Source organism: Flectobacillus rivi, from assembly GCF_030056655.1.
Classification (GTDB): domain Bacteria; phylum Bacteroidota; class Bacteroidia; order Cytophagales; family Spirosomataceae; genus Flectobacillus; species Flectobacillus rivi.
Genome location: NZ_JASHIE010000001.1, coordinates 67,156 through 90,166 on the forward strand (window position 1 = coordinate 67,156; position 23,011 = coordinate 90,166).

The following is a 23,011-nucleotide window of genomic DNA, read 5'->3' on the forward strand; positions in this document are numbered from 1 at the left end:
TTATTCTAAAACTATGATTTTCAATGAAAATTACATTCTCTCGAACGGAGTTGAAATACCTAAATTAGGTTTAGGGACGTGGGAAATTAGTGATGCAACAGCTGCTCAAACGGTAAAAAAAGCCCTTGAAATTGGCTACAGACATATTGACTCAGCCCAAGGGTATGGAAATGAGCGTGGTATTGGGGAAGGCTTACGAATTTCTGACGTCAAAAGGTCTGAAGTATTTGTGACTACCAAACTTGATGCAGCAATAAAGTCCTACAAAGATGCTATACTTTCAATAGATGAATCATTACATAATATGCAACTTGATTACATCGATTTAATGCTCATACACAGTCCAAAGCCATGGCAAAAATTCCATGAGCAAGAGCAGTATTTTGAGGCAAATGCTGAAGTATGGCGCTCGTTTGAGGAAGCTTACAAAATGGGAAAACTTCGCGCCATAGGCGTGTCTAACTTTAAAGAAAGCGATATAGATAATATTTTAGAATCGTGCTCAATCGCTCCAATGGTAAACCAAATCTTAGCTCACATAAGTAATACGCCATTAGATTTGATTAGATACACACAAGAGAAAGGAATTCTTGTAGAAGCGTATTCCCCAATTGGACATGGAGAACTTTTAAAGAATAAAGAAATTGCTGTGGTAGCAAATAAATATAATGTTTCAATAGCACAACTAAGTATTCGCTACTGTTTACAATTAGGGATGTTGCCCCTTCCTAAAACTGACAATCCAGATCGAATGAAAATTAATACTCAAATAGATTTTGAAATTAAAAAAGAAGATATGGACTTCCTGAAAAGAATAAGTCCTATTGAAAACTATGGAGAGTTTAGTGTTTTTCCAGTATTTGGAGGAAGAATCTAAATAACTCGGTAGTTAAGTATTTTATCCATACTTTGCTCATTCATAGGTAATTAGTTTTTTTTAGCAAAGAGAGTCTGTTTAAATTAGACTCTCTTTGCTACTATTTTATGTCAGCCCTGTGCTATTCCAGAAACCTCCAGATACGTTTACAGTGCTTTTCTAATAACCTCTTCTACTATTTTCTCTTGCTTCTAAGGTATGCGTACCTTCTGCTGTAACTGAGTTACTATTACCGAATGAAGGATAATTAGTTTTTACTATTACCTTATTTCAAAAACTGCTTCTGAATTGTGGAGTCTTTTATTTTGGCATACCTTGAAAGCTGCTTGGTATTTTTCCATCCGACCATTGCCTGAATGGTCGCGGCTGACATTGTCAATTCGTTCAAGGAATAATACACAAAGTTCCTTTGTGAAGTATGAAATTCATATACCTTTTGATATTAGCCAACTTTATTAGCGCCTTAAGATGAATGTTAAGTCTATAATTTGATAGTTTAGGCATCAATGCTAGTTCTCCATATTTATAGAAAATTTCAAGTGTTTTGAGCTTTAGAGGAATACTACAGCTTGTATCGGTCATTTTACGGCTTAGTTTAATCCATATAGAAACGATAAACGTTGGATAGGTGATAGCTCTAAAACTTCCGTTTTATCCATTTCTTCCTTTGTCAGTGACACAGGTTCTTTGGCTTTGGCTTTCTCAATTTTGTAATCATCCAGTACTTTTTCTTTGTAGTTTCATTTAGATACTCTATAGGGGGATGATCCAATTGATTCATTCGGTTTACCATGGGATATTTGAGTGTAGATTTAGGTGAATAAATCTGTAGATAAATTCAGCAAGATATACCTAAGAGTACTCGGTAAAAAAGCAAATGATTCGCAAAGTCTGATGATAGTGCAAGTTAAATTATAAAGATTGAGAAGGATGGATCGATAGGATGCTTAGAAACACAAAAATAAGGCAGTATTAGGGGTGATATACTTTTGTAAATCAGGGAATTGTACAATGATTAGAAAGTTTTTAACGTGAAAAGATAAAAAAAATTATACTTTTTTATGACAAATGTTTGCATCGTATGATTAAACCTACTAATTTTGCATCACGAAAAACAACAAGCAAATAGCTTTTGTAATTTCGTCCCCATTAGGTCCGTTCGTCTAGGGGTTAGGACACGTCCCTTTCACGGATGAAACACGGGTTCGATTCCCGTACGGACTACACAGAAATTCTCAATGACTTGCAAGCGAGCTTTTTAGCTCGCTTTTCTTGTTTTTAGCATATTCCCTCTTCATGCTGAATCCTTCAAAAAAAGCTTCAATACGTGCAACCAAGGCATATTTTAAGATTTACTAACTATTTTACTTACATATGTTAAAAATTCAAACAACTACCCACCTAGAAATGTAAGTTACACCCCTATCAACATGATGTCATTTTATTATTGGTTTCGTGAAGGTGCTATTAAAGACCAAGGCGTTATCTATTGTGAAATAAGAGTTGATGGTGAAAAGTCCGTTCCATTCTCTACTAAAATTAAACTTCATCGAAAACATTGGAATTCTAAAGAACAGTGCTTTAATGGGAAAGAATCGGACAAACATCAGAAGACTGCCTACTCTATCCAATTATAGATTGCTTAAAACGTCTTATTGCTTATATTTGAGCTTTCTTATCATATAAACTTATACATCATGCAAAAAACTACTTTCATCAACCTTATGATGTTCCTGCTGCTGTGTTTTACTTCGCAAGCCCAATTGCAGTCACCTGAGGAATATTTGAAATTTAAAAAAGGAGACCGCTTTTTGAGACATCACCAAGTGGTGAGCTATTATGAATATGTAGCTGCTCAAAATCCTTCTCAAGTAAAATTAATTCAGTATGGTTCTACAAATGAAGGTCGTCCACTCATTGCAGCTGTTGTTGCTTCGCCAGAAAATTTTGCAGCTTTAGAGGAAATTCGTACTAATAATCTCAAAGCAATTGGCTTGTTGGATGGTAAACCTAGCGCTCGCAAACAACCTGCTATTGCTTGGATGAGCTATAATGTACATGGTAATGAGTCTTGTGGCACAAACACGGCTCCATTCGTTATTCATGAATTATTAAACCCTAATTCGGCTCGTAGTAAAGCGATTTTGGCAAATACTGTTGTAATTCTCGATCCATCAATCAATCCTGATGGCTATGATCGTTATGCCAACTGGTACAACCAAAAAGTGGGGGCAAAATACAATGCTAACGCCGCTGCTTGGGAACACCAAGAGCCTTGGCCAGGGGGTCGTTTTAATCATTATATTTTTGACTTGAACCGTGACTGGGCATGGCAAGTCCAAAAAGAATCGCAAGAAAGAATGGCTTTGTATCGCCAATGGATGCCACAATTGCACGCCGACTTCCATGAGCAAGGTGTAGAATCGCCTTATTATTTTTCTCCTGCGGCAAAGCCTTATCATGAAGATATTACGGCTTGGCAACGTGAATTCCAGAAAATTATTGGCGACTACAATAAAAAGGATTTTGATAAAAATGGTTGGTTGTATTTTTCAAAAGAGCGTTTTGACCTACTTTACCCTTCTTATGGCGATACCTACCCTACTTATAATGGTGCCTTTGGTATGACATACGAACAAGGTGGTTCGGGACGTGCTGGCTTGGGTATTGTAAAGCGTGATGGTGATACTTTAACCTTAAAACAAAGAATTGACCATCACTTTAGCACCTCTTTTGCTTGCCTAGATGCAATTTCGGCTAATGCTGATAAAGCAGTGACTGAATTTATTAAGTTTCATGACAATACTTCAAAAAATCCTATTGGTCCATACAAATCGTATGTAATCAAAACTAAGGGCGAAGAAGCTCGTGTGAAAGAGTTTTTGAATTATTTGGATAAAGAAGGTTTCCAATATGGTGTTGCAGGAAAAGACTATATGGCTAACGGATACAGCTACCATGATGATAAATCAGGTTTTGTAAAGGTTGAGGCAGAAGATGTTGTATTCAATCTTTATCAGCCTCGCTCGATGTTCTTGAAGATTTTGATGGAACCAAAAACCATGGTGGAAGATTCGATGACTTATGATATTACTTCATGGTCGTTGCCTTATGCGTATGGTTTGAAGGCGTATGCTTTGAAAGACCGTCTGAACCCAAGTGGTAAGGTAAACTTCGAAAACAAAATTACAAAAGCCGACAATGCGTATGCCTATTTGGCAAGATGGCAGTCATTTACCGATCTAAAATTCTTGTCTGCAATCATGCAAAGAGGTATCAAAGTGAGTAGTGCTGCTAAATCTTTCGAAATTGAAGGGCAAACCTATCCTGCAGGAACGCTAGTGATTACACGTACAGGTAATGAGCGTTTGGGGGCTCAGTTTGAAAAAATCTTGACTGATGAAGCGACCAAATTAGGCGTTGGACTAACTGCCGTTACGACAGGTATGGCAACGAAAGGTTCTGACTTTGGTTCAGAAAATGTAGTTTTCTTAAAAATGCCAAAAGTGGCAACTGTAGCGGGCGAAGGTATTAGTACAACAGGCTTTGGTGAAGTTTGGCATTTCTTCGACCAACAAATTCAATATCCAATTACTATTTTACCAGAAAATACCTTGGGAAGTACTAATCTTTCACAATTTGATGTATTGATTTTGCCTGGAGGTAACTACAACAGAATTTTGACTGAGTCTACTTTAGGAAAAATTAAAGAATGGGTTCGCAATGGCGGTAGACTTATCGCTATTGAAAATGCATTGAAGGCTTTGGCAGGAAAAGAAGGGTTTGAATTGAAAGCTAAAGAAGAAGAGAAAAAGAAAGAATCTGATGATAGCAAACTAAAAATTTACGGTAATGCTGAGCGTGAATCAATTTCGGAAGAAACCCCTGGTAGCATTTACCGTGTAACCATGGATACCACTCACCCATTGTCATTTGGCTACAGCAATAACTACTTCAGTTTAGTGTTAGAAGGAGCAGCTTACCAATATCTGAACGATGGCTGGAATGTTGGTGTGACTAAGTCAAAAGATTTAATCGCTGGTTTTGCAGGTGTGAAAGCTCAGGAAAAATTAAAAAATTCATTGATTTGGGGCGTACAAGATATGGGTCGTGGTAATGTCGTATATCTAGCCAATAACCCATTATTTAGGGGTTTCTGGCAAAATGGTAAATTGCTATTTGGAAATGCTGTGTTTGTATTAGGTAACTAATCTGACAATCTAAGCGAAATAGATAACTTAATGCGGAGTTGTGGTTAAATTATATTTTAGCCACAGCTCCGCATTAAATTTTAAAGTGATTGATAAAGGATAAGTCCGAGTGCATTTATGTAATTCTCCTCCATTCAACGGATTCAATTTCTCATAATTTTTCCTTATTTATTTTACTTGCTAAAAGTTGTCTTGCTGCCTCTTTCGCCTCTGGAACAAACTTCGAAGCTTCTAGGATAGCAATTAGAGATTCATCAGGATAAAGCCTGAATTTTTCTCTAAACACTTCAACTTCTTCATCAAACTTTGCTTTCTGATATTTTTCAAGTTGCTCTGGTGTCTGAGAATTACTAAAAAAGTTAATTATATAAAAATTGGCTCTATCAAAATTTAGCATATAAGTCAAAAGTATAGCTAGTAGACTAGTAACCTCAAGCTTGATACCTACTCGACCAAAATTAATTCCTATTTTGGTTGAAACAGCTGAAAATATAATAATCCCAAACAAGCCTACAAAGAGTGTCGATACCAAAGAATACTTATAAAATGATCGGAAATACCTGTACACAAATACATTGAGTACAAGAGCCCCCATTCCAAGATAATTTTTATATGATGGAGTATATTCGAATACTTCTCCTGAAACGTCTATAGTTCCGGTCGCCATTGTTAAAAGTGCATCTAGCACAAAGCCTGATAGCAAAATCAGGGGTAATATTTGCTTGTAAGGGTATAGTCGATTTTTTACACCTGATAATGTCATATATATAAAAATGATTATCTATTATCGCTTAGTTTAACATCGAAAATTAATGATATTTTACGAAAATACCTTTTTTGTTAAACAATATACCAAAAAATAAAAGTTGACAACCTTCTTTGTTTATTACCCTCAAACATATTAGCTTGAACTTGTGATACGGAATGTGATAACTCATCCTTTTATACAGGATATTCGGTGATATTTGATTTAGAAATAAAACTTCAACATCCCCTTTATAATCATGTCAAGCTCAATGATCCTTTCAGATTTACTTACTGCTGGTCTACTCGGTTTGGTAGGACAACTTTTACGGTTTTTGGTTGGTTACAAAAAACTTTTTGACGAAGCAGAAAATCAAAAACTGCCTCTAAGCTCATTATTTCAAATAAACAGATTTGTCATAAGTGTCATTATAGGATTTGTGGCTGGTATAATTGGTTTGATATCCCTCTCTGATTTTAAAACTAGCCTTTTTGCCAGTCCAGAACAGGTAAAAAGTACTATTCTAACACTTATAGGGATTGGCTATGCAGGAACAGATTTTATTGAAGGTTTTATCAAAAAATATATTCCGAAAAACTAATCTTCCTTACTCATTCTATCGGTAAGAAACGTTCGAAATTTAGCGATAAGATATCTTATTTATAGCTCATAATTCACTGTAGCATATTCATGACAATTGAATAATAAACGTATATCATTTAACGTTAAACAGTTTAAAATTCCTGTCAGTCAAGCATTTGCTTATCTGAAGTGCCAACAAAGCATAATTTAACTTCTAATAAATTCATCAAATTACGAAAATACAATCTTGTAATTTAGTAAAACCCTATTTAATCAATGAAATACATCCTCTTGATAGTTCTCTTAACTCTCTTACTTCCCACAAGATTAACTGCTTGTGTTTGTGCAGGTTCAGTTTTCAGATATAAATATGATAACATTTCTGAAATGGGGAAATATGCTTTTATAGCTCATGTAAAAATACTTGACAGTAAAATTGTGAGAAAGGCCGAAAAAGGCAATGGAGCTCTTGGTCAATTAAAAATCGAAATTCTGGAATTATTCAAGGGTAGCGCAAGAACAGAAATTTATGAAACTGGCAAAGAAACTTCTTGTGAAATGGGCATATTTGTTGGACAAGAATGGGTTCTATTTGGATATGACTACAACGGAGAAATATATATTGGTGCGTGTAATCATGATTTTAAATATAAAGACAAAGATGGTTACAGAGAATGGCAATATCCAAACGCTTCCCTCTTAATCAAAAAACTTCAGAAGGTGTACGATCATGAGGTTCCAATCTTTACGAATCAGATACGGAAGGAATATTATTCAAATGGTCAACTAGAAGTTATTGAACAATATAAAAATGGAATGTTGGAAGGTGAGAGAAAAATTTGGTATCCAAACGGACAGTTAATGTGTAGTGAATTTTATCAAAATGGTAGTCGAGATGGACATTCACAATGGTATTATAAAACAGGGTTGATAAAGGAAGATGCTTTTTATGATAAAGGAAAAAATATTGATTCTCGAAGGTGCTATTATGACACCACATTTGATCGAAGGTTTTATGATTTAGAATTGAATACAAAGTCACTGGACTCTATGGAGGTTATTTTTCATAGAATTCAGGTAAGATTATTTCAGGTATATAACAAACAAGGAGATTTAATCTTGCACAGATTATACGACCAATCAGGAAGAATAGATTTCGAAAAGCTCTATGACCCAAGAAGAAAATTCTTTACCCAAATAACCTATCGCCCTAATGGTAAAATTAGACATATTGCCTACTACCAAAATGACCGCATCATAGGAAGAGCCCAAACGTTTGACATCGATGGTAATCCAACTCAAAGTAAAGATTATGATGAGAATGGTCATGAAATTAAATAATTGGCTTTATGCGATCAGCAAAAAGTTTAATGGTGTTAATCCTGTAATAAGGGGAGTTTATGATATAGGTTATTTATACGCCAAATTTTACCTTCACCATTTATCAATCACAATTCTACTTTATGAGTAATTAGTCTTTCTTTATAGATGTTTGGGTAAAGTTGGGGTAAAGCAGGAAAATGTTTTCTTCAAAAGATGGTATATTTGGCCACTATGCTATGTGTAGCTGAACAAACAAAATCTGAGAATTATATGAAAATCCAAAAACTATGTATGTTTGCTTTCTTCTTTTTAATAGGAGTTAAAAGCTTTTCTCAAAAACAACAAACTATTAACTATTTCAAAAACGATACATTAAGCCTTGACTTAGATTTATTTCTTCCTGAAAATATTGCATCCGATACAGATCTTCCCTTGGTAATATTTGTTCATGGAGGAGGTTTCTCAGGAGGAACACGTGATGGTGGATACGCCTTTTGCAAATACATGGCACAAAACGGCTATGCGGCAGCTACGATTACCTATACCTTATACATGAAAAACAAAAAGTTTAGTTGCGATGGAGTTTTACCAGAAAAAATCAAAGCATTCAATTATGGAGCTAACGATTTATGGCTTTCGACGCTTTTCTTTTTAAATAACGCTACAAAATATCATATCAACCCTAAAAAAATATTTATTGCTGGTTCTAGTGCAGGTGGAGAAACGGTCTTGCACGCTGCTTTTTGGAATCAAAAATTGATGGCGATGTACGGAAAAACGCTTCCAGAAAATTTCAAATATGCAGGTTTGATTTCTGGTGCAGGTGCCATTATGGACTTAAATCTTATCACTAAGGAAAATAAAATTCCTATGTTTTTCTTTCATGGTAACGGAGACGTAACTGTTCCTTATGGTACGGCTGCTCACCATTATTGTCCTGTAAATTCATCTGGATGGTTGATGCTATTTGGGTCTTATTCCATTTTCAATCATTTGAAAAGTATGAAAGGGATGACACATTTATATAGCTATTGCGGTGGAGGTCATGAATATAGCGCTGAGCTTTTCAATAAAAATCAAGCTTATATCTTAACTTTTATGAATGATGTATTGAAAGGAAAGGTTTATCAGAAACATACAGTTTTTGAAACTGGTAAAAAGAATCATTTATCAGCAGCCTATAATTTTTGTAAATAAGATAGGGTAATTATGTTGAGCTGAGTATAGAGTTATCTCTAATTGAGCGATTTAGTGGTTTAGTGAATGAGTGATTATTTTTAATATGAATTTTAAAAAATCACTCATTCACTAAACCACCATTCACTCAATAAATACTGTTAGTAATTCTTAGCAGGTTTTACTTGTGGCTTTATTACATATCTGAAAGCTTTTCCAGTCAAAATATAGCCTGATGTTGTAGCAGTAGAGAATACTTTATAATTCACATTCATTAAGCCACTTGCACCTAAATCCTGTGCCTTTTCAACCATTTGTTTCAACAAGTCTCTTTTTTGTTGCTCATCATTTCCTCTTTTCAACATACGACCTTTATATTCTTGGTCAGTTGTAAGCGGATATTCACCCTCAATTTTTAGGTTTTCTATCTCCTCAAAAGCATTTGCAGGTTTGTCTGTTCCTTGCAAAATTTCGATAGGATATTTTTCATCAATACCAAAATTTAAGCCAACACCAGAGTCATAACCTCCTCTTTCGTAATTCGGACGATAGTAAGAACTCGTTGAGGGTGGTTTGTTACAAGACAACACTAAGCCGATAAATAATATCGAAGCCAGCCCTTTTCCTATTGGATTATTAAATACTTTCTGCATCATAAATTAGTACTCTATCCCAGAGATGTTTACATTCTTCCACAAATTTAAGGTGGATTGGGTCAACTTGGTATTTATCGTGTCCTTCTATGTTGTTAAAAACTGTTAAAAGGTTATAATCATAACTTTTATCAATCACAGGACGGTCAGTATCGGCAGGAGTACCTACGTTGAATGTTACCAAACCTTCGATAGTTCCAAGTGAACTTACACCTTCTACAAATTTTTGACGATCCTCCGCCGACAAATCTGGTTTCAACCAGAAGTTTACTATATGAACGAACATAGTTAAGTTTTATTTATAGGTAACAAAGTGTTATTACATCATAAAGCTTTAGGCTGTAAGCCGTAGGCGTTAAGTAAAAAAGCATTTGGTAAAATCAAGCACAATTCACTAACTCTGCATTCACAAAATGCAAATCGCCCCAAGCAAAAGCTTGAGGCGACAAAAATTACTATAAGTTATCGTTGGCCAAAACCACTTTCATTCTTTCGCCTAGTTCTTCCGAAGCTTTCACTAATGGCAAACGAACGTGAGATTCAGCAAGACCTTTAATTTCAAGAATCTTCTTAACTCCTACTGGATTTCCTTCTTCATACAATAATGGGTCAATTGCTAAGAAATCACCCAAAACGTCGCGTGCACCTTTGAAATCACCATCCAAGGCTGCGTGAATCATGTTAGTAAATTTGGTAGGAATAGCATTTGCAATCACAGACATAACCCCTACACCACCACAAGCGATGATTGGAACCGCCTGCACATCATCACCTGAAATCAATAAGAAGTCTTCTGGCTTTCCTTTGTAGATTTCCATACACTGTTCGATAATACAAGATGCTTCTTTGATACCGATAATGTTAGGATGCTGAGCTAGCGTCAAGGTTGTTGATGCAGACATATTAATACCTGTACGACCTGGAATATTATACATAATCACAGGAACTGGTGAAGCATCAGCAATGGCAGTATAGTGCGCAATCACACCACGAGCGCCAGGTTTGTTATAATATGGACATACTGACAAGATAGCGTCTACACCTGTCAAGTCTACTTCCTTCAAATATTTGACCACTTCTGGCGTGTTGTTTCCACCTACACCGTACACGATTGGAAGGTTCTTGTAGTTGTGCTCCTTGACAAATTCCAAGACACGTTTCTTTTCGTCTTTAGAAGTTGTTGCTGACTCACCTGTTGTTCCCTGAACAACCAAATAATCTACACCTCCGTCGCTTACGTGTTGGATTAAAGATTTTAACCCATCGTAGTTAATACTCCCATCCTCATGCATTGGCGTTACTAATGCGGGAGCTACACCATGAAATTTTGGTCTCATTATAATTGATTTGAGTTTGGCAGAGTATTGTTTTCAATACCCCAGAAATTTTAATAAAATTCTCGTTTTTTAGACTTCGAGCATTCCTAAGAAATCCTCCTCAGAAATAACAGCGACGCCTAGTTTTTGTGCTTTTTCGATTTTTGAAGGACCAGCTTCTGCGCCTGCTAGCAAGAAATCAAGCTTTTTAGATACACCACTAAGGACTTTTCCTCCATTGGCTTCTATCTTAACTTTGAGCTCGTCTCTTCCAAAATTTTGAAAAACACCCGAAATTACAAAAGATTTTCCTTCCAAAGCGTTTCCTTCGACAACAATTTCAGCAGGAATATGCTCAAATTGTAATCCTGCTTGTTGTAAACGAGCAATAAACTGGCGATTGTCAGCGTCGGCAAAGTAAGCAATAATGCTTTGAGCAATTCTATCCCCAATTTCTGGCACTTCAATCAAAAGCTCATAGGTAGCTTCAGAAAGCGCCTCAATAGTCAAGAAATGGGCGGTAAGTTTTTCAGCTACTGTTGCCCCAACAAATCGAATTCCTATGGCAAACAACACTTGTTTGAAAGGTATCTCTTTTGATTTTTCAATTCCTGAAAGAATGTTTTTGATAGATTTATCTTTAAACCCTTCCATTCCTTGAATATCTTCATATTTCAAATCATACAAATCGGCAGGACTTTTCAGTAAACCTTTTGTATAAAAAGTATCTATTGTTTCAGCACCAATATTTTCGATATTCATGGCTTTACGCTGAATATAGTGCTCAATTTTACCCTTGATTTGTGGTGGACAGCCTTTTTCATTAGGACAATAATGGTTGGCTTCTCCTTCTTTACGAATCAATTCGGTGTTACATTCTGGACAGAGGTGAGGAAACTGCACAGCTTCAAGTGCTTCAGTTCTCTTGCTCATGTCCACTGCCGTAATTTTCGGAATAATCTCCCCTCCTTTTTCTACAAAAACAGTATCACCGATATGCAAATCCAAACGCTCTATTTCATTCGCATTATGAACACTGGCACGTTTCACCACTGTACCTGCCAACAAAACGGGTTTTAAGTTGGCAACTGGGGTAATATTTCCTGTGCGACCCACTTGATAGCTTACCGATTCTAGCGTTGTAGTGGCAGATTCTGCCTTGTACTTGTAGGCAATTGCCCATCTTGGCGACTTTGCCGTAAAACCTAATTCTTCGCGCTGGGCAAAAGAATTGATTTTAATAACGATTCCATCTGTATTTAAGGGTAACTCATGACGTTTTTCTTCCCATTTTTCAATAAAACCTAAAACTCCTTGAATCGTATCATGCTTTTCCCAAGTATCAGAAACATTAAAACCTACCGACTTTAACCAGTGTAAACTTTCCTCGTGTGTATCAAAAACAGTCTCTTCTGACAAAAATTGATATACATAAAAATCGAGTTTTCTTTTCGCCACCACAGAAGAATCCTGCATTTTGAAAGTTCCAGAGGCTGCATTTCTTGGATTGGCCAAAAGTGCTTCGCCAATATCTTCTCTCTCTTTATTAATAGCCTCAAAAGAAGCTAATGGCAAAAATCCTTCTCCTCGAACTTCAAACTGCGTCGGAAAACCGTTTGCCATTACTTTCAAAGGCAATGTTCTAATCGTTTTTACATTGGCAGTAATATCGTCGCCACGCACCCCATCACCACGGGTCACACCACGGGTAATAACTCCGTTTTCGTACCAAACTGATAGTGCCACGCCATCAAACTTCAGCTCACAGATATACTCATAAGATTGTCCGTCCAATCCTTTTTGTACTCTTTCGTCAAAATCCAATAACTCCTGTTCGTTGTAAGTATTTCCTAAAGAAAGCATCGGAAAACGGTGCGTTACAGATTCGAATTCCTTCGAAATAGTCCCTCCTACTCTATGTGTAGGCGAATCCTCACGAACTAGGTCGGGATATTGCTCCTCCAAAGCTCTTAACTGAACAAGCAATTGGTCAAACTCGAAGTCAGAAATTTCTGTTTCTGACTTCATGTAATACAAATGATTGTGATAATTTATTTTATCAGTAAGGGAATTAATCTGTTCTTGCGGACTCATTTTCGTATATTTCTAGTAAAATCTATTTTTTGAGATAGATTCATGTTTTCGGTCTAATTTTTGACCAAGATAATTCAAAAATCAGATTTTTGCTTCAAATACTTTAAGCAAAAAGGCTTCTCCTACAAAGAAGTGCTGATTACAAGACCTTTGATGTTATACTTTTGTTCGAACCTTTAGTGTTTAGTGCCAAGTAGAAAATAAAAATCCTTATGAAAAAGTTTATACTCATTTGTTACCTCCTCGTGGTCTGTTTGACAGCTTTCGCTCAAGATGGTGTCAATTTTGGGATAAAAGCGGGTGGTAATGCAGCTTCTCACGCAGGAACAGGCTTAATTAATGATCCTAATAATAATATCTATACTTTCCATTTTGGCGTTTTTGGTCAACTGCCATTAACAAGTGATGTACTTTTAAGTCCAGAAATTTTATATACGAATAAAGGATTCAAAAGAAGAGGGATTACTTTTCAATCTCCCTATGTTGACTTTTCGTTGTTGGCAAAAATTAACCTTGGCGATTCCAAAGCTTATTGTGTTGTTGGTCCTTATGCCAGCTATCAGCTAGAGCGAGAATTTACCTATACAACCTCTCAAAAAACGTATGATTTCGGAGGAAACTTAGGGATTGGTCTTAAAATCCAGAAACATTTGAGAATGGAAGCAATCTTTCAAACCTCCGCCAATGTCTGGACAGCCCCTCGACCTATGGGAGAAGGTTATCGACTAACGCAAGTCACACTATCTGCACTTTATCTTATCCGATAATACCTCTTTTTTCTTTTTTCCTGCTAAAGATTCCTTTAATTTTGCGGCATGAAAAATATCATTATTGCTCCGTCAGTACTAGCGGCGGATTTTGCGAATCTTCAGCGAGATGTAGAAATGGTTAACAACTCGCAAGCAGACTGGTTTCATATCGATGTTATGGATGGTGCTTTTGTACCGAATATTTCTTTTGGTATGCCTGTAATCGAGGCAATTAATCGTCATGCCAAGAAACCGTTAGACGTGCACTTGATGATTGAAAAACCAGATAGATATTTGGAGGAATTCAAAAGAATTGGTGCAACCAATATTACAGTACATTACGAAGCATGTACTCATATCCATCGTACTTTGCAACAAATCAAATCGTTAGGATGCGTTGCTGGTGTGGTATTAAACCCTGGCACTTCGCTTTCGGTGCTTGATGAAATTTTACCTGACTGTGATATGGTATTATTGATGTCGGTAAACCCAGGCTTTGGTGGTCAGAAATTTATTGAATCTACGTATGATAAAGTTCGTCGTTTGCGTCAAATGATTGATTCAAGAGGTTTGAATACAATTATTGAAATCGACGGTGGTGTAAATCAAGAAACTGGTACTAAATTAATTGAAGCAGGTGCGGATGCATTGGTAGCTGGAAGTTTTGTTTTCAATGCCCCAGACCCACAGGCAACAATTGCTAATTTGAAAAATATTCAGATTTAGTAATTTAGCCGTAGGCGATAGGCTTTATGCCGTAAACTTAAGCCTATCGCCTACGGTTAAGTACTAATCTTCAAGATAAATTCTCGTCAAAGCATTCCTCTAAAAATAATCTCGCCTTTGTAGCATCATTGCTCAATAAAAACTTTCTTCCCCTTTATATCTTCTCTAACGCTTCTATTTTCAGAAAATCTATTTTCGTTTTATCTCTTCATATTCCATTAAAAATAGTTAAATCCCTCGCAGAATTATATCATTTTAGCATAATAAAAGTTTTTTTACATTAACTTTACCTCTTAGATGTACAACATTGGCACAGTTTTTAAGGTTACGCCAAAGTCATTAAATATCGAAGCCTCTTCGTCTTCATGATTGTCTATGAATAGAGTCCGTTTGCTCATACTATTTGCATTTATAAATCTTCCTCTTTTTGCACAAAAAACATTTTGGGCCAGTAAAGTAGTGGCATTCTCAAGTGAGTATGTTGACAAAGAAACTACCAAAGAAAACCGTGCAATACAAGCTTTAGGAAAACCCAACAAACTTCCTCAGGTGGGCTACTCGGTTTGTGCTTGGCAGCCTATGACCCAAAACAACTCTATCAATGAAGAATTCATCATTGTTAGTTTTGACACCATTATGCCAGTTCGCCAGATTGTTATTGCTGAAAATTTTGGGCAAGGAGCTATCTCTCATGTAGATGTTTTTGATGAAAATAACAACCTTCATCCTATTTGGATAAATAACACGCCTCCTACAAATGAGCTAGGCAAAATGTTAAATTTGATACTCAATCAATTAACGACATTCAAAGTTAGATCGGTTAGAGTTAGTCTTAATACTTCCAAAGTAAAAGGATGGAATCAGATAGATGCCATCGGTATATCGCAATCTGACCAGCCCATTAAAGCGTCTATCAATTTGGCTAGCAATATGCCAAGTCAGATAGTGAAAGAAAATTTAGGAAAAAATATCAATTCAGAATTTCGTGAACTAGCACCTGTTATTGCCCCTGATGGCAAGACGCTTTATTATACTCGTTGGAAACACCCCGCCAATGTGGGTTTTGCCAAAAAGCAAGATATTTGGTTTTCTGAGCTTCAAGCCGACAAAACTTGGGGACCTGCCAAACCGTTTCCTGAACCAATCAATAATTCAGAGCATAATGCCATTTGTGCTATCTATCCCGACGGTAAAACTTTGTTACTCAACAATGTGTATATGCCTAATGGTGAGATGAGTAAAGGTATTTCTATCTCTCAAAAAACAGCTTCGGGCTGGGGTTTCCCTGAGCAAGTAGCTATTGCCGACTTCAAAAACAAGTCTGAATATGCCGAATATTCTATTGCTCCTAATGGAAGAATCCTTCTTATTTCGGCGCAATTGGACGATACCGAAGGAGGAAAAGACTTGTATGTAAGCTTTTTACAAGACAACAAATCTTGGTCTAAACCTGTCAACTTAGGCAAAAGTGTCAATACAGCTGAGGATGAAGGAATGCCCTTTATCGCAGCTGATTCTAAAACCTTGTATTTCTCCACAAAAGGTTTTCCAGGATACGGTAACAACGACCTCTTTGTTACAAGAAGACTAGATGAATCGTGGACCAAATGGTCTGAACCACAAAATCTTGGTCCGATGATCAATACCTCCGAATGGGATGGTTATTTCACGATTTCGGCAGTAGGCGATTATGGGTATTTTTCTTCTCAAGAAAAATCACTCGGAGAAGAAGATATCTTTAAGTTGAAAATCCCAGAAGCAATCAAACCCGAAGTAGTCGTACAAGTATCAGGCGGCGTGTACAATTCGGCAGACAAAAAGCCAGTTGGTGCCAAGGTAAAAGTACAGTCAACTATGGACGGAGATACAGTATGCGTCACCTTTGACCCAGCTACAGGAGACTATAAGTTTATGTTACCAACCAAGAAAAAATATACGATTTCTGCCTCACAAAAAGGGTATTTATCATCATCAGAAGTACTTGACTTTGAGAATGAAAAAGATTTTCATGAAGTCAAAAAGAATTTATTCCTTTACCCAATTGCCGCAGGACAAAAAATTACGCTTAACAGTGTGTTTTTTGAACAGAGTAAATACGAATTATTGCCAGCTTCTTTCCAAGAATTAAATCACATTGTGGCAACAATGAGAGAAAATCCTAAAATGGAAATTATGCTCGAAGGGCATACTGATAATCAAGGCGATTGGAACGAAAACCTAAAGCTTTCGAAACAACGTGTTACCGAAGTGAAAGGTTACCTTGTAAAAAATGGTATTGAAGAAAAACGCATCCAAGTCCAAGGCTATGGCTCTACAAGACCTGTAGCAAGCAACAATTCCGAAGAAAAACGCAAGCTCAATAGAAGGGTTGAGGTGACTATTGTCAAAATTTAAACTCCTTTCTGGTATTATTTTTGTAAAAGAGAGTTTAACTAATTTAATATTATGGTTAATACTCTCTTTTTTCGTTTTGCTCTAGTAGTTACACTGTTCATATTCACCCAAGAAGCATCATCACAAACTATCAAATGGGCTAATACTGTCATCGAGTATTCGTCTGAATTTGTTTTACCTCTACGTGCCAAAACAGCTACTACAAACTTAAAGTTTTCTCCCATCACATCCGAATTTGAATCTTTGGCCATGAAATTTGATACGGCTTTCAGTATCAAACAAGTGATGGTATCAGAATTGATGCCTCAAGGTTCGATTGCACAAGTATGGGCTATTGATGCACTTGCGAAAGAACATCTACTTTTTGAAATATCAGAAGATGCTTCGCTTATTCCTGGAAAAGATAAATTATTTAATGTCGTTTTACCAAAAATGACCGAATATAAAGTCCAAGCCATTCGACTTGTCCTACGGAAAAGTGCTTTAAAAACCTCTAAGCAAATTGAAGCCATAGGTATTTCAAACAGCGCTCAGGTGGTTAATCAATATGTAAAAGTGGCATCTGATGCCCCTAAAAAAGTAATTCGTGAAAATTTAGGAAAAACCATCAATTCCAAAAACCCTGAATTTGCTCCTGTTATTTCAAGTGACGGAAAAACGCTTTACTACACCCGCAACTATATAAGCTTGTTTGGGAAAGAAAAAGACCAAGATATATGGTATAGCACCAAAAACAGCGATGGTACTTGGTCGAAAGCACAGAACCTTGGTATTCCATTAAATACAGATGACAATAATGCAGTATTTGCCGTTTCTTCGGATGGTAGAGAGGTATTGTTGATGAACAAATACCAAAAAGATGGAAAATTAGCACCTGGCATTTCCCGTTCCAAACGTACTCCAAACGGTTGGTCATTTCCTGAAGAGGTAAAAATTGACAACTTTTATAATTATAGCCCTAATGCAGAGTTTGCAATTTCACCTGATGGACGAGTAATGGTAATGTCTGTTCAACGCATGACAACCAAGGGAAAAAGAGATTTATACGTTTCTTTCAAAAAAAATAATGAAGAATGGACTGAGCCTCGCCACATGGGAAATACGCTTAATTCATCCGAACATGATGTAACGCCATTTATAGCAGCAGATGGGAAAACCTTATACTTTTCGACTCGAGGTTTTTCTGGATTTGGAGATAATGACATTTTTAAATCTACTCGATTGGACGAGACTTGGCTAAACTGGTCTGAGCCTCAAAATTTAGGAGAAGGCATTAATACTCCAAATTGGGACGGATTTTTCACCATCCCTGCTTCAGGCGAATACGCCTATATGTGTACGTATGAGGGTAATTCGCAAAAAGAAGATATCTTCAGATTACTTTTACCAGAGGACAAACAACCCGATCCTGTTTGGGTCCTCATGGGAGAAATACTTTCTACTACCGACCAGAAAGCGATAGAATGTGAGGTGGAATGGTACACAAACAAAAACTACAAGAAAAAGAATGTTACTCATTTTAATCCTAGTCTTGGCTTATTCAAAATAATTTTGCCTTTACACCAACAATATGAAATCGTTCCAGTCAAAAAGGGGTATTTGAGCATCACAGATTATTTTGATTTAACTCACGAAAATGAATTTAAGGAAATTAAGAAAAACTTTTATCTACTTCCTCTTGAGGTAGGCAATAAAGGGGTTCTTAACAGCTTGACGTTCACCCAAGGAAAAGCCGATTTGCCAGAAGCTGCCTTGCGTGATTTAGATAGAATCGCACAGGCGATGAAAGAAATTCCAACTTTAGAGATTCTCTTTGAAGGGCATACTGATAACCTTGGAGACTTTCAACTAAACCTTCAGCTTTCGGAAGATCGAGTAAAAAATGCCAAGAAATATCTCGTAAGTCAAGGTATTCAAGCAGATAGAGTTCAGACAAAAGGTTGGGGACAAACTAGACCTATTGCAAGTAATGCCACAGAAGAAAGAAGAAAATTGAATCGAAGAGTAGAGTTTACGATTATCAAAAAATGATATGTTAAAAGGGAGCAATATGTCGTGTTCTTGAACAACTTTTACTCTTGCGGATGAAGTTATTCAGCAATGACTTCGTTTAGTTAAATATTCAACCTGAACGACAACCTTACTCTAACCTTCTTCTATTTTACAGTACTTTGACTAAAGCTCACTGTTCAACCTAAGTCTGGTTCTGGTCAAGTTATTGTTAGTTTTACTCAAATTTAGTGAACGGTCTACCTTCACAAAGAAGCACTCTTATGGTTAGTATGCTTTTTATCAATGAGTTAGTAAAACTTTACTCCGAATACAATTTTATTTTATAATTGCCTAGTCGAATTTTAGATTTGTCAGAGGACAAAAAACAAGCTATTTTTGTCTATTCAATACCTGTATTTAACTCCCCCGAACGAGTTAACTTCAATTTTCTGAAAAGGATGACGCAAACAAAAAATCAACATGACTATTTTGGGCAATTAGATGGCATTCGAGCAATTGCTGTAGGCCTTGTACTAATTGACCACTGGTTAGCTGAAAGAAATACTCTTCCACTAGGTTCCTTGGGCGTAGCCATGTTCTTTGTTTTGAGTGGTTTTCTGATTATTAGAATTTTGATGTTAGGAAAAGAAAAAGACGATGCCATCGGCAGAAGTCATTGGTTTACCGTAAAACAGTTTATTGTACGCCGAACTATACGAATATTTCCTATCTATTACTTAGCATTGTTTCTGTTATTTATTTTTGATGTACCGAATATAAGAGCAACAATAGGCTGGTCACTTTTGTACTCGACCAATTTTTACATAGCAATCTATCATAAATGGATTGGCGTAATTGACCACTTGTGGTCGTTGGCAGTCGAAGAACAGTTTTACTTGTTTTTTCCATACTTAATTTTATTTCTTCCTAAAAAATACTTTACTAAGCTTTTTGTTGGTATGATAGCCTTATCTTTGGGATTGAGGTTATTATTATTTTTCCTTCATGCAGATTGGACAGCACAATATGTATTGATGCCAACATGCTTAGATTCATTTGGTTTAGGCGGTGTATTAGCGTATTTGTTTACCTACAAGCGCGATACAATATTTAAGCAATTGGACAAAAATAGTTACTTATTCTTAAGCCTTGCGTTATATATTGGGTATATTGTCGCACTAAAAATGGATGTTCACCATGGATTTACGTATGTGGTTTTGGACAGACTATTTGGCTCTATTTTTAGTTTTTTCTTGATTTTACGTGCTGTATCAGGTTTTGGAGGTGTCATGAAATTTTGCCTCGAAAATCCTGTAACAACTTATATCGGTCGTATTAGCTATGGTTTGTATTTGTATCACAACTTTGTGTACAACTTCTATCATACCAATTTTCCGACGCATCCGACGGTTCGAATTTTACATAAATTACAACAATTTGCCCCTACCATAACCCATCGATTTGCCTTTGAGCTTTTGGTCTATGCCACGCTTACGGTTTTGGTAGCCACGTTGTCTTGGTTTCTTGTAGAAAAGCCTGTCAACAATTTGAAAAAATACTTTAATTACTAAAAGCTAACGCAGTTTTTACTTACTAACCAACACAAATCGATCACTGAGAATAGAATTGTGTATCATGAAGTCAAACACCTGTTTGATAAAAACAGCATTAAGTTTTCTTCATTTTTAAAATTTACATTACAAAAATCAATCTGAATTAGGTATTTTTGCAATGCAAATGATTGCACAAAACTGTTTGGACAAACAAAATCTTTAATGAGTATTAAATTAGCCATCGTCATGCCAGCTTACAACGAAGAAGAGTGCATGGCAGACGTAGTAAAAATCTGGAGTGACCTTTTAGACACTGAGTTTGCAGGAGAAAACACCCGCTTGATCGTAGTGAATGATGGTTCAAGAGACAATACTGGTAAAATTCTTGACGAAATTCAGCCACAATATCCTAAATTAATTGTTGTTCACCAACCAAATGGCGGACACGGTAATGCGGTAGTTCACGCTTATAGAAAAGCTGTAGAAATTGGTGCTGAATATGTGTTCCAAACAGACTCAGACGACCAATTTATCCCTGAAGATGTAAAAAAACTTTGGGACAAAAGAACCCAATCTGATTTTATTCTTGGGTACCGCCAAGTACGTCACGATGCGGTTTTCCGTTTGTTTATCACTCGTATATTACGTTGGAGTATGTTCCTGGTATATGGAACATTTATCCTCGACTCAAATATTCCTTTCCGTTTGATTAAAGGAAGCTTCTTGAAAAAATTGTTGGAACAATTACCAAGTCCAACTCCTTTTGCACCGAATATTTTTATTGCTATTATGGCGAAAAAATCAGGTCAAGAGCTATTCAATATTCCAATTGTTCACAAAGAGCGCCTTACTGGTGAAGTTTCTATCCGAAAAATGAAGCTTCTTAAAGTATGTTGGCAGAGCTTCAAAGAGCTATTGAATTTCCGTTTGGAACTAAATACGAAAATCAAAAAATTGAAATAGTAACGTTGGCTTAGGAATTATTCTTAAGCCAATTCTCTATTTTTATTCACTTCTTTTGTCAAATTTTTGCTGTTGTTTTTACCTCAAACAACAGGACTGAATTACAACAAACAGGCTAAAGACTTCGGCCGCAATTATTGTATGAAATATCAATATGTCATCATTGGTTCAGGACCAACAGGTCTTGGCGCAGCGTATCGCTTGAAAGAACTTGGTATCAAGGACTTTATCGTACTTGAAAAAGAAAATTATATCGGAGGTTTGGCCACCAGTTTCGTAGATGAAAAAGGCTTTACTTGGGATGTAGGTGGTCACGTACAATTTTCGCACTACAAGTATTTCGATGACCTAATGATGAAAGCATTGGGCGAAGATGGTTGGTTGACTCACCAACGCGAATCATGGGTTTGGATTGAAGACCGTTTTGTACCATATCCGTTCCAAAACAATATCAAATACCTTAGCAAGGAAACTATGTGGAAATGCTTAGAGGGATTGATTAAGTTGTATAAAAACCCTTCTAGTAAAAAACCTGCCAACTTTCATGAGTGGATTATGAATACTTTTGGTGAAGGACTTGCAGAAGTATTTATGTTGCCATACAACTTCAAAGTTTGGGCTTTCCCTCCTGCACAAATGAACGCAAGCTGGGTTGGTGAGCGTGTTGCTGTTACAGATTTACAACGTGTTACCCAAAATATTCTATTCGATAGAGATGACCTTTCATGGGGACCTAACAATACTTTCCAATTCCCTAAACATGGTGGTACTGGTGCTATCTGGGAAGGTGTTGGTAAATTGGTTGGTGAAGAAAATATTTTGACTAACGCTAAAGTGGCAAAAGTTGACCCAATCGCTAAAAAGTTGATTTTGGAAGATGGTCGTGAAATCGAATACACGTATTTGATGAACACCATGCCGTTAGATATTTTCACTACAAAAGTGGAAGGTTTGGATGAAAATATCACTGCAAAAGCACAAGGTTTAAAACACTCTTCTACCAACGTAATTGGTATTGGTTTGAAAGGTAAACCAAAAGCTGATTTGGCAACTAAATGTTGGATGTATTTCCCTGAAAAGAATAGTCCATATTACCGCATTACAGTATTTTCTAACTACAGCCCTTACAACGTTCCAGATATCGAAAATCAATGGTCATTGATGGCAGAAGTTAGCGAGTCTGAATGTAAGCCTGTTGACAGAGAAACTTTGATTAAAGATACCGTTCGTGCGATGTTGGAAGATAAACTCATCGAATCTGAAGATGATATAGTTTCTGAATTTATATTCTCAACTAACTATGGATATCCAACACCATCTGTTGAACGTGATGGCATTTTGAAAGAAGTACTTCCTGCTTTGGAAAAATACGACATTTATTCACGTGGACGTTTTGGTGCTTGGAAATACGAAGTTTCCAATCAAGACCACTCATTAATGCAAGGTGTTGAATGGGCCAACAGAATGGCACATGGCGTTCCTGAATTGACATTATTCTTCCCAGATACGGCAAATGCAATGTGGGGAAAGTAAGATAAAGCCATTGGGTAATGGTGAATGACTCTCGAAGAAATACCATTTTCTCGAATCAAATAACCCAATAACCTGAGGCAAAACACATATAAACGAGAACAGTTTTAGAAATTTCATCTGAAGC

The 23,011-nt window shown here is 36.4% G+C and carries 18 protein-coding genes and 1 tRNA gene; 14 read left to right on the forward strand and 5 right to left on the reverse strand.

Annotated elements, in window-relative coordinates; translation table 11 throughout:
* Window positions 1-13 precede the first annotated feature (13 nt).
* The 4 genes from QM481_RS00290 to QM481_RS00305 all read left to right on the forward strand — a co-directional run bounded on the left by QM481_RS00290 (window position 14) and on the right by QM481_RS00305 (window position 5,088).
* Window positions 14-877: an aldo/keto reductase gene (locus tag QM481_RS00290; RefSeq protein WP_283380197.1), complete on the forward strand. Its 864-nt coding sequence runs from the start codon at window positions 14-16 to the stop codon at window positions 875-877.
* Window positions 878-2,029: 1,152 nt separating this feature from the next.
* Window positions 2,030-2,101: transfer RNA gene (locus QM481_RS00295), tRNA-Glu, on the forward strand.
* A gap of 206 nt (window positions 2,102-2,307) precedes the next feature.
* Window positions 2,308-2,514: a hypothetical protein gene (locus tag QM481_RS00300; protein ID WP_283380198.1), complete on the forward strand. Its 207-nt coding sequence runs from the start codon at window positions 2,308-2,310 to the stop codon at window positions 2,512-2,514.
* Window positions 2,515-2,574: 60 nt separating this feature from the next.
* Window positions 2,575-5,088 carry a M14 family metallopeptidase gene (locus QM481_RS00305; RefSeq protein WP_283380199.1) on the forward strand — a complete coding sequence of 838 codons (2,514 nt, stop codon included), beginning with the start codon at window positions 2,575-2,577 and terminating at the stop codon, window positions 5,086-5,088.
* Between the two features lie 151 nt (window positions 5,089-5,239).
* On the opposite strand, the gene QM481_RS00310 is transcribed toward QM481_RS00305, so the two are convergent.
* Window positions 5,240-5,851: a hypothetical protein gene (locus QM481_RS00310; protein ID WP_283380200.1), complete on the reverse strand. Its 612-nt coding sequence runs from the start codon at window positions 5,849-5,851 to the stop codon at window positions 5,240-5,242.
* Window positions 5,852-6,092: 241 nt separating this feature from the next.
* Here QM481_RS00310 and QM481_RS00315 point away from each other — a divergent pair, with 241 nt between their 5' ends.
* The 3 genes from QM481_RS00315 to QM481_RS00325 all read left to right on the forward strand — a co-directional run bounded on the left by QM481_RS00315 (window position 6,093) and on the right by QM481_RS00325 (window position 8,935).
* On the forward strand, window positions 6,093-6,434 hold the full coding sequence (locus tag QM481_RS00315) for a hypothetical protein (RefSeq protein ID WP_283380201.1): 342 nt from the start codon (window positions 6,093-6,095) through the stop codon (window positions 6,432-6,434).
* A 257-nt stretch (window positions 6,435-6,691) separates the two neighbouring features.
* Entirely contained in the window at window positions 6,692-7,756 is a 1,065-nt protein-coding gene (locus QM481_RS00320; RefSeq protein WP_283380202.1) for a hypothetical protein, read from the forward strand.
* Between the two features lie 252 nt (window positions 7,757-8,008).
* Window positions 8,009-8,935 (forward strand): alpha/beta hydrolase, encoded by a 927-nt coding sequence (locus tag QM481_RS00325; RefSeq protein ID WP_283380203.1) that lies wholly within the window; start codon window positions 8,009-8,011, stop codon window positions 8,933-8,935.
* Between the two features lie 140 nt (window positions 8,936-9,075).
* Here QM481_RS00325 and QM481_RS00330 read toward each other — a convergent pair whose 3' ends face one another.
* From QM481_RS00330 to ligA, 4 genes are all read right to left on the reverse strand, one after another.
* On the reverse strand, window positions 9,076-9,570 hold the full coding sequence (locus tag QM481_RS00330) for a hypothetical protein (protein ID WP_166549351.1): 495 nt from the start codon (window positions 9,568-9,570) through the stop codon (window positions 9,076-9,078).
* Window positions 9,551-9,853 (reverse strand): Dabb family protein, encoded by a 303-nt coding sequence (locus QM481_RS00335; RefSeq protein WP_166549352.1) that lies wholly within the window; start codon window positions 9,851-9,853, stop codon window positions 9,551-9,553. Before QM481_RS00335 ends, QM481_RS00330 begins: the two co-directional genes overlap by 20 nt.
* 169 nt (window positions 9,854-10,022) lie before the next feature.
* The gene (gene dapA / locus QM481_RS00340) at window positions 10,023-10,904 is read right to left on the reverse strand and encodes a 4-hydroxy-tetrahydrodipicolinate synthase (protein ID WP_166549353.1); all 882 of its coding nucleotides are present in this window, start codon (window positions 10,902-10,904) and stop codon (window positions 10,023-10,025) included.
* A gap of 69 nt (window positions 10,905-10,973) precedes the next feature.
* Complete coding sequence (gene ligA / locus QM481_RS00345) at window positions 10,974-12,977, reverse strand: NAD-dependent DNA ligase LigA (protein WP_283380204.1); 2,004 nt, start codon at window positions 12,975-12,977, stop codon at window positions 10,974-10,976.
* 212 nt (window positions 12,978-13,189) lie between these two features.
* On the opposite strand from ligA, the gene QM481_RS00350 reads away from it, so the two are divergent.
* From QM481_RS00350 to QM481_RS00380, 7 genes are all read left to right on the forward strand, one after another.
* Window positions 13,190-13,744 carry a porin family protein gene (locus QM481_RS00350; RefSeq protein ID WP_283380205.1) on the forward strand — a complete coding sequence of 185 codons (555 nt, stop codon included), beginning with the start codon at window positions 13,190-13,192 and terminating at the stop codon, window positions 13,742-13,744.
* A gap of 48 nt (window positions 13,745-13,792) precedes the next feature.
* Window positions 13,793-14,452: a ribulose-phosphate 3-epimerase gene (rpe, locus tag QM481_RS00355; protein WP_166578047.1), complete on the forward strand. Its 660-nt coding sequence runs from the start codon at window positions 13,793-13,795 to the stop codon at window positions 14,450-14,452.
* Between the two features lie 390 nt (window positions 14,453-14,842).
* Window positions 14,843-16,846: an OmpA family protein gene (locus QM481_RS00360; protein WP_283380206.1), complete on the forward strand. Its 2,004-nt coding sequence runs from the start codon at window positions 14,843-14,845 to the stop codon at window positions 16,844-16,846.
* A gap of 51 nt (window positions 16,847-16,897) precedes the next feature.
* Window positions 16,898-18,877, forward strand: coding sequence for an OmpA family protein (locus tag QM481_RS00365; protein WP_283380207.1), 1,980 nt, complete (start codon window positions 16,898-16,900; stop codon window positions 18,875-18,877).
* Between the two features lie 419 nt (window positions 18,878-19,296).
* Window positions 19,297-20,409, forward strand: a complete 1,113-nt coding sequence (locus tag QM481_RS00370; protein WP_283380208.1) for an acyltransferase family protein — start codon at window positions 19,297-19,299, stop codon at window positions 20,407-20,409.
* Window positions 20,410-20,613: 204 nt separating this feature from the next.
* Window positions 20,614-21,354: a glycosyltransferase family 2 protein gene (locus QM481_RS00375; RefSeq protein WP_095164098.1), complete on the forward strand. Its 741-nt coding sequence runs from the start codon at window positions 20,614-20,616 to the stop codon at window positions 21,352-21,354.
* 141 nt (window positions 21,355-21,495) lie between these two features.
* Window positions 21,496-22,887 carry a protoporphyrinogen/coproporphyrinogen oxidase gene (locus tag QM481_RS00380; protein WP_166549361.1) on the forward strand — a complete coding sequence of 464 codons (1,392 nt, stop codon included), beginning with the start codon at window positions 21,496-21,498 and terminating at the stop codon, window positions 22,885-22,887.
* The last annotated feature ends 124 nt before the right edge of the window (window positions 22,888-23,011 follow it).

Excerpts from the sequence above, each read along its gene's own strand:
- QM481_RS00290 (WP_283380197.1), top strand. The coding sequence starts at position 14 with ATGATTTTCAATGAAAATTACATTCTCTCGAACGGAGTTGAAATACCT.
- QM481_RS00300 (WP_283380198.1), top strand. The coding sequence starts at position 2,308 with ATGATGTCATTTTATTATTGGTTTCGTGAAGGTGCTATTAAAGACCAA.
- QM481_RS00305 (WP_283380199.1), top strand. The coding sequence starts at position 2,575 with ATGCAAAAAACTACTTTCATCAACCTTATGATGTTCCTGCTGCTGTGT.
- QM481_RS00310 (WP_283380200.1), bottom strand. The coding sequence starts at position 5,851 with ATGACATTATCAGGTGTAAAAAATCGACTATACCCTTACAAGCAAATA.
- QM481_RS00315 (WP_283380201.1), top strand. The coding sequence starts at position 6,093 with ATGTCAAGCTCAATGATCCTTTCAGATTTACTTACTGCTGGTCTACTC.
- QM481_RS00320 (WP_283380202.1), top strand. The coding sequence starts at position 6,692 with ATGAAATACATCCTCTTGATAGTTCTCTTAACTCTCTTACTTCCCACA.
- QM481_RS00325 (WP_283380203.1), top strand. The coding sequence starts at position 8,009 with ATGAAAATCCAAAAACTATGTATGTTTGCTTTCTTCTTTTTAATAGGA.
- QM481_RS00330 (WP_166549351.1), bottom strand. The coding sequence starts at position 9,570 with ATGATGCAGAAAGTATTTAATAATCCAATAGGAAAAGGGCTGGCTTCG.
- QM481_RS00335 (WP_166549352.1), bottom strand. The coding sequence starts at position 9,853 with ATGTTCGTTCATATAGTAAACTTCTGGTTGAAACCAGATTTGTCGGCG.
- dapA (WP_166549353.1), bottom strand. The coding sequence starts at position 10,904 with ATGAGACCAAAATTTCATGGTGTAGCTCCCGCATTAGTAACGCCAATG.
- ligA (WP_283380204.1), bottom strand. The coding sequence starts at position 12,977 with ATGAGTCCGCAAGAACAGATTAATTCCCTTACTGATAAAATAAATTAT.
- QM481_RS00350 (WP_283380205.1), top strand. The coding sequence starts at position 13,190 with ATGAAAAAGTTTATACTCATTTGTTACCTCCTCGTGGTCTGTTTGACA.
- rpe (WP_166578047.1), top strand. The coding sequence starts at position 13,793 with ATGAAAAATATCATTATTGCTCCGTCAGTACTAGCGGCGGATTTTGCG.
- QM481_RS00365 (WP_283380207.1), top strand. The coding sequence starts at position 16,898 with ATGGTTAATACTCTCTTTTTTCGTTTTGCTCTAGTAGTTACACTGTTC.
- QM481_RS00370 (WP_283380208.1), top strand. The coding sequence starts at position 19,297 with ATGACGCAAACAAAAAATCAACATGACTATTTTGGGCAATTAGATGGC.
- QM481_RS00375 (WP_095164098.1), top strand. The coding sequence starts at position 20,614 with ATGAGTATTAAATTAGCCATCGTCATGCCAGCTTACAACGAAGAAGAG.
- QM481_RS00380 (WP_166549361.1), top strand. The coding sequence starts at position 21,496 with ATGAAATATCAATATGTCATCATTGGTTCAGGACCAACAGGTCTTGGC.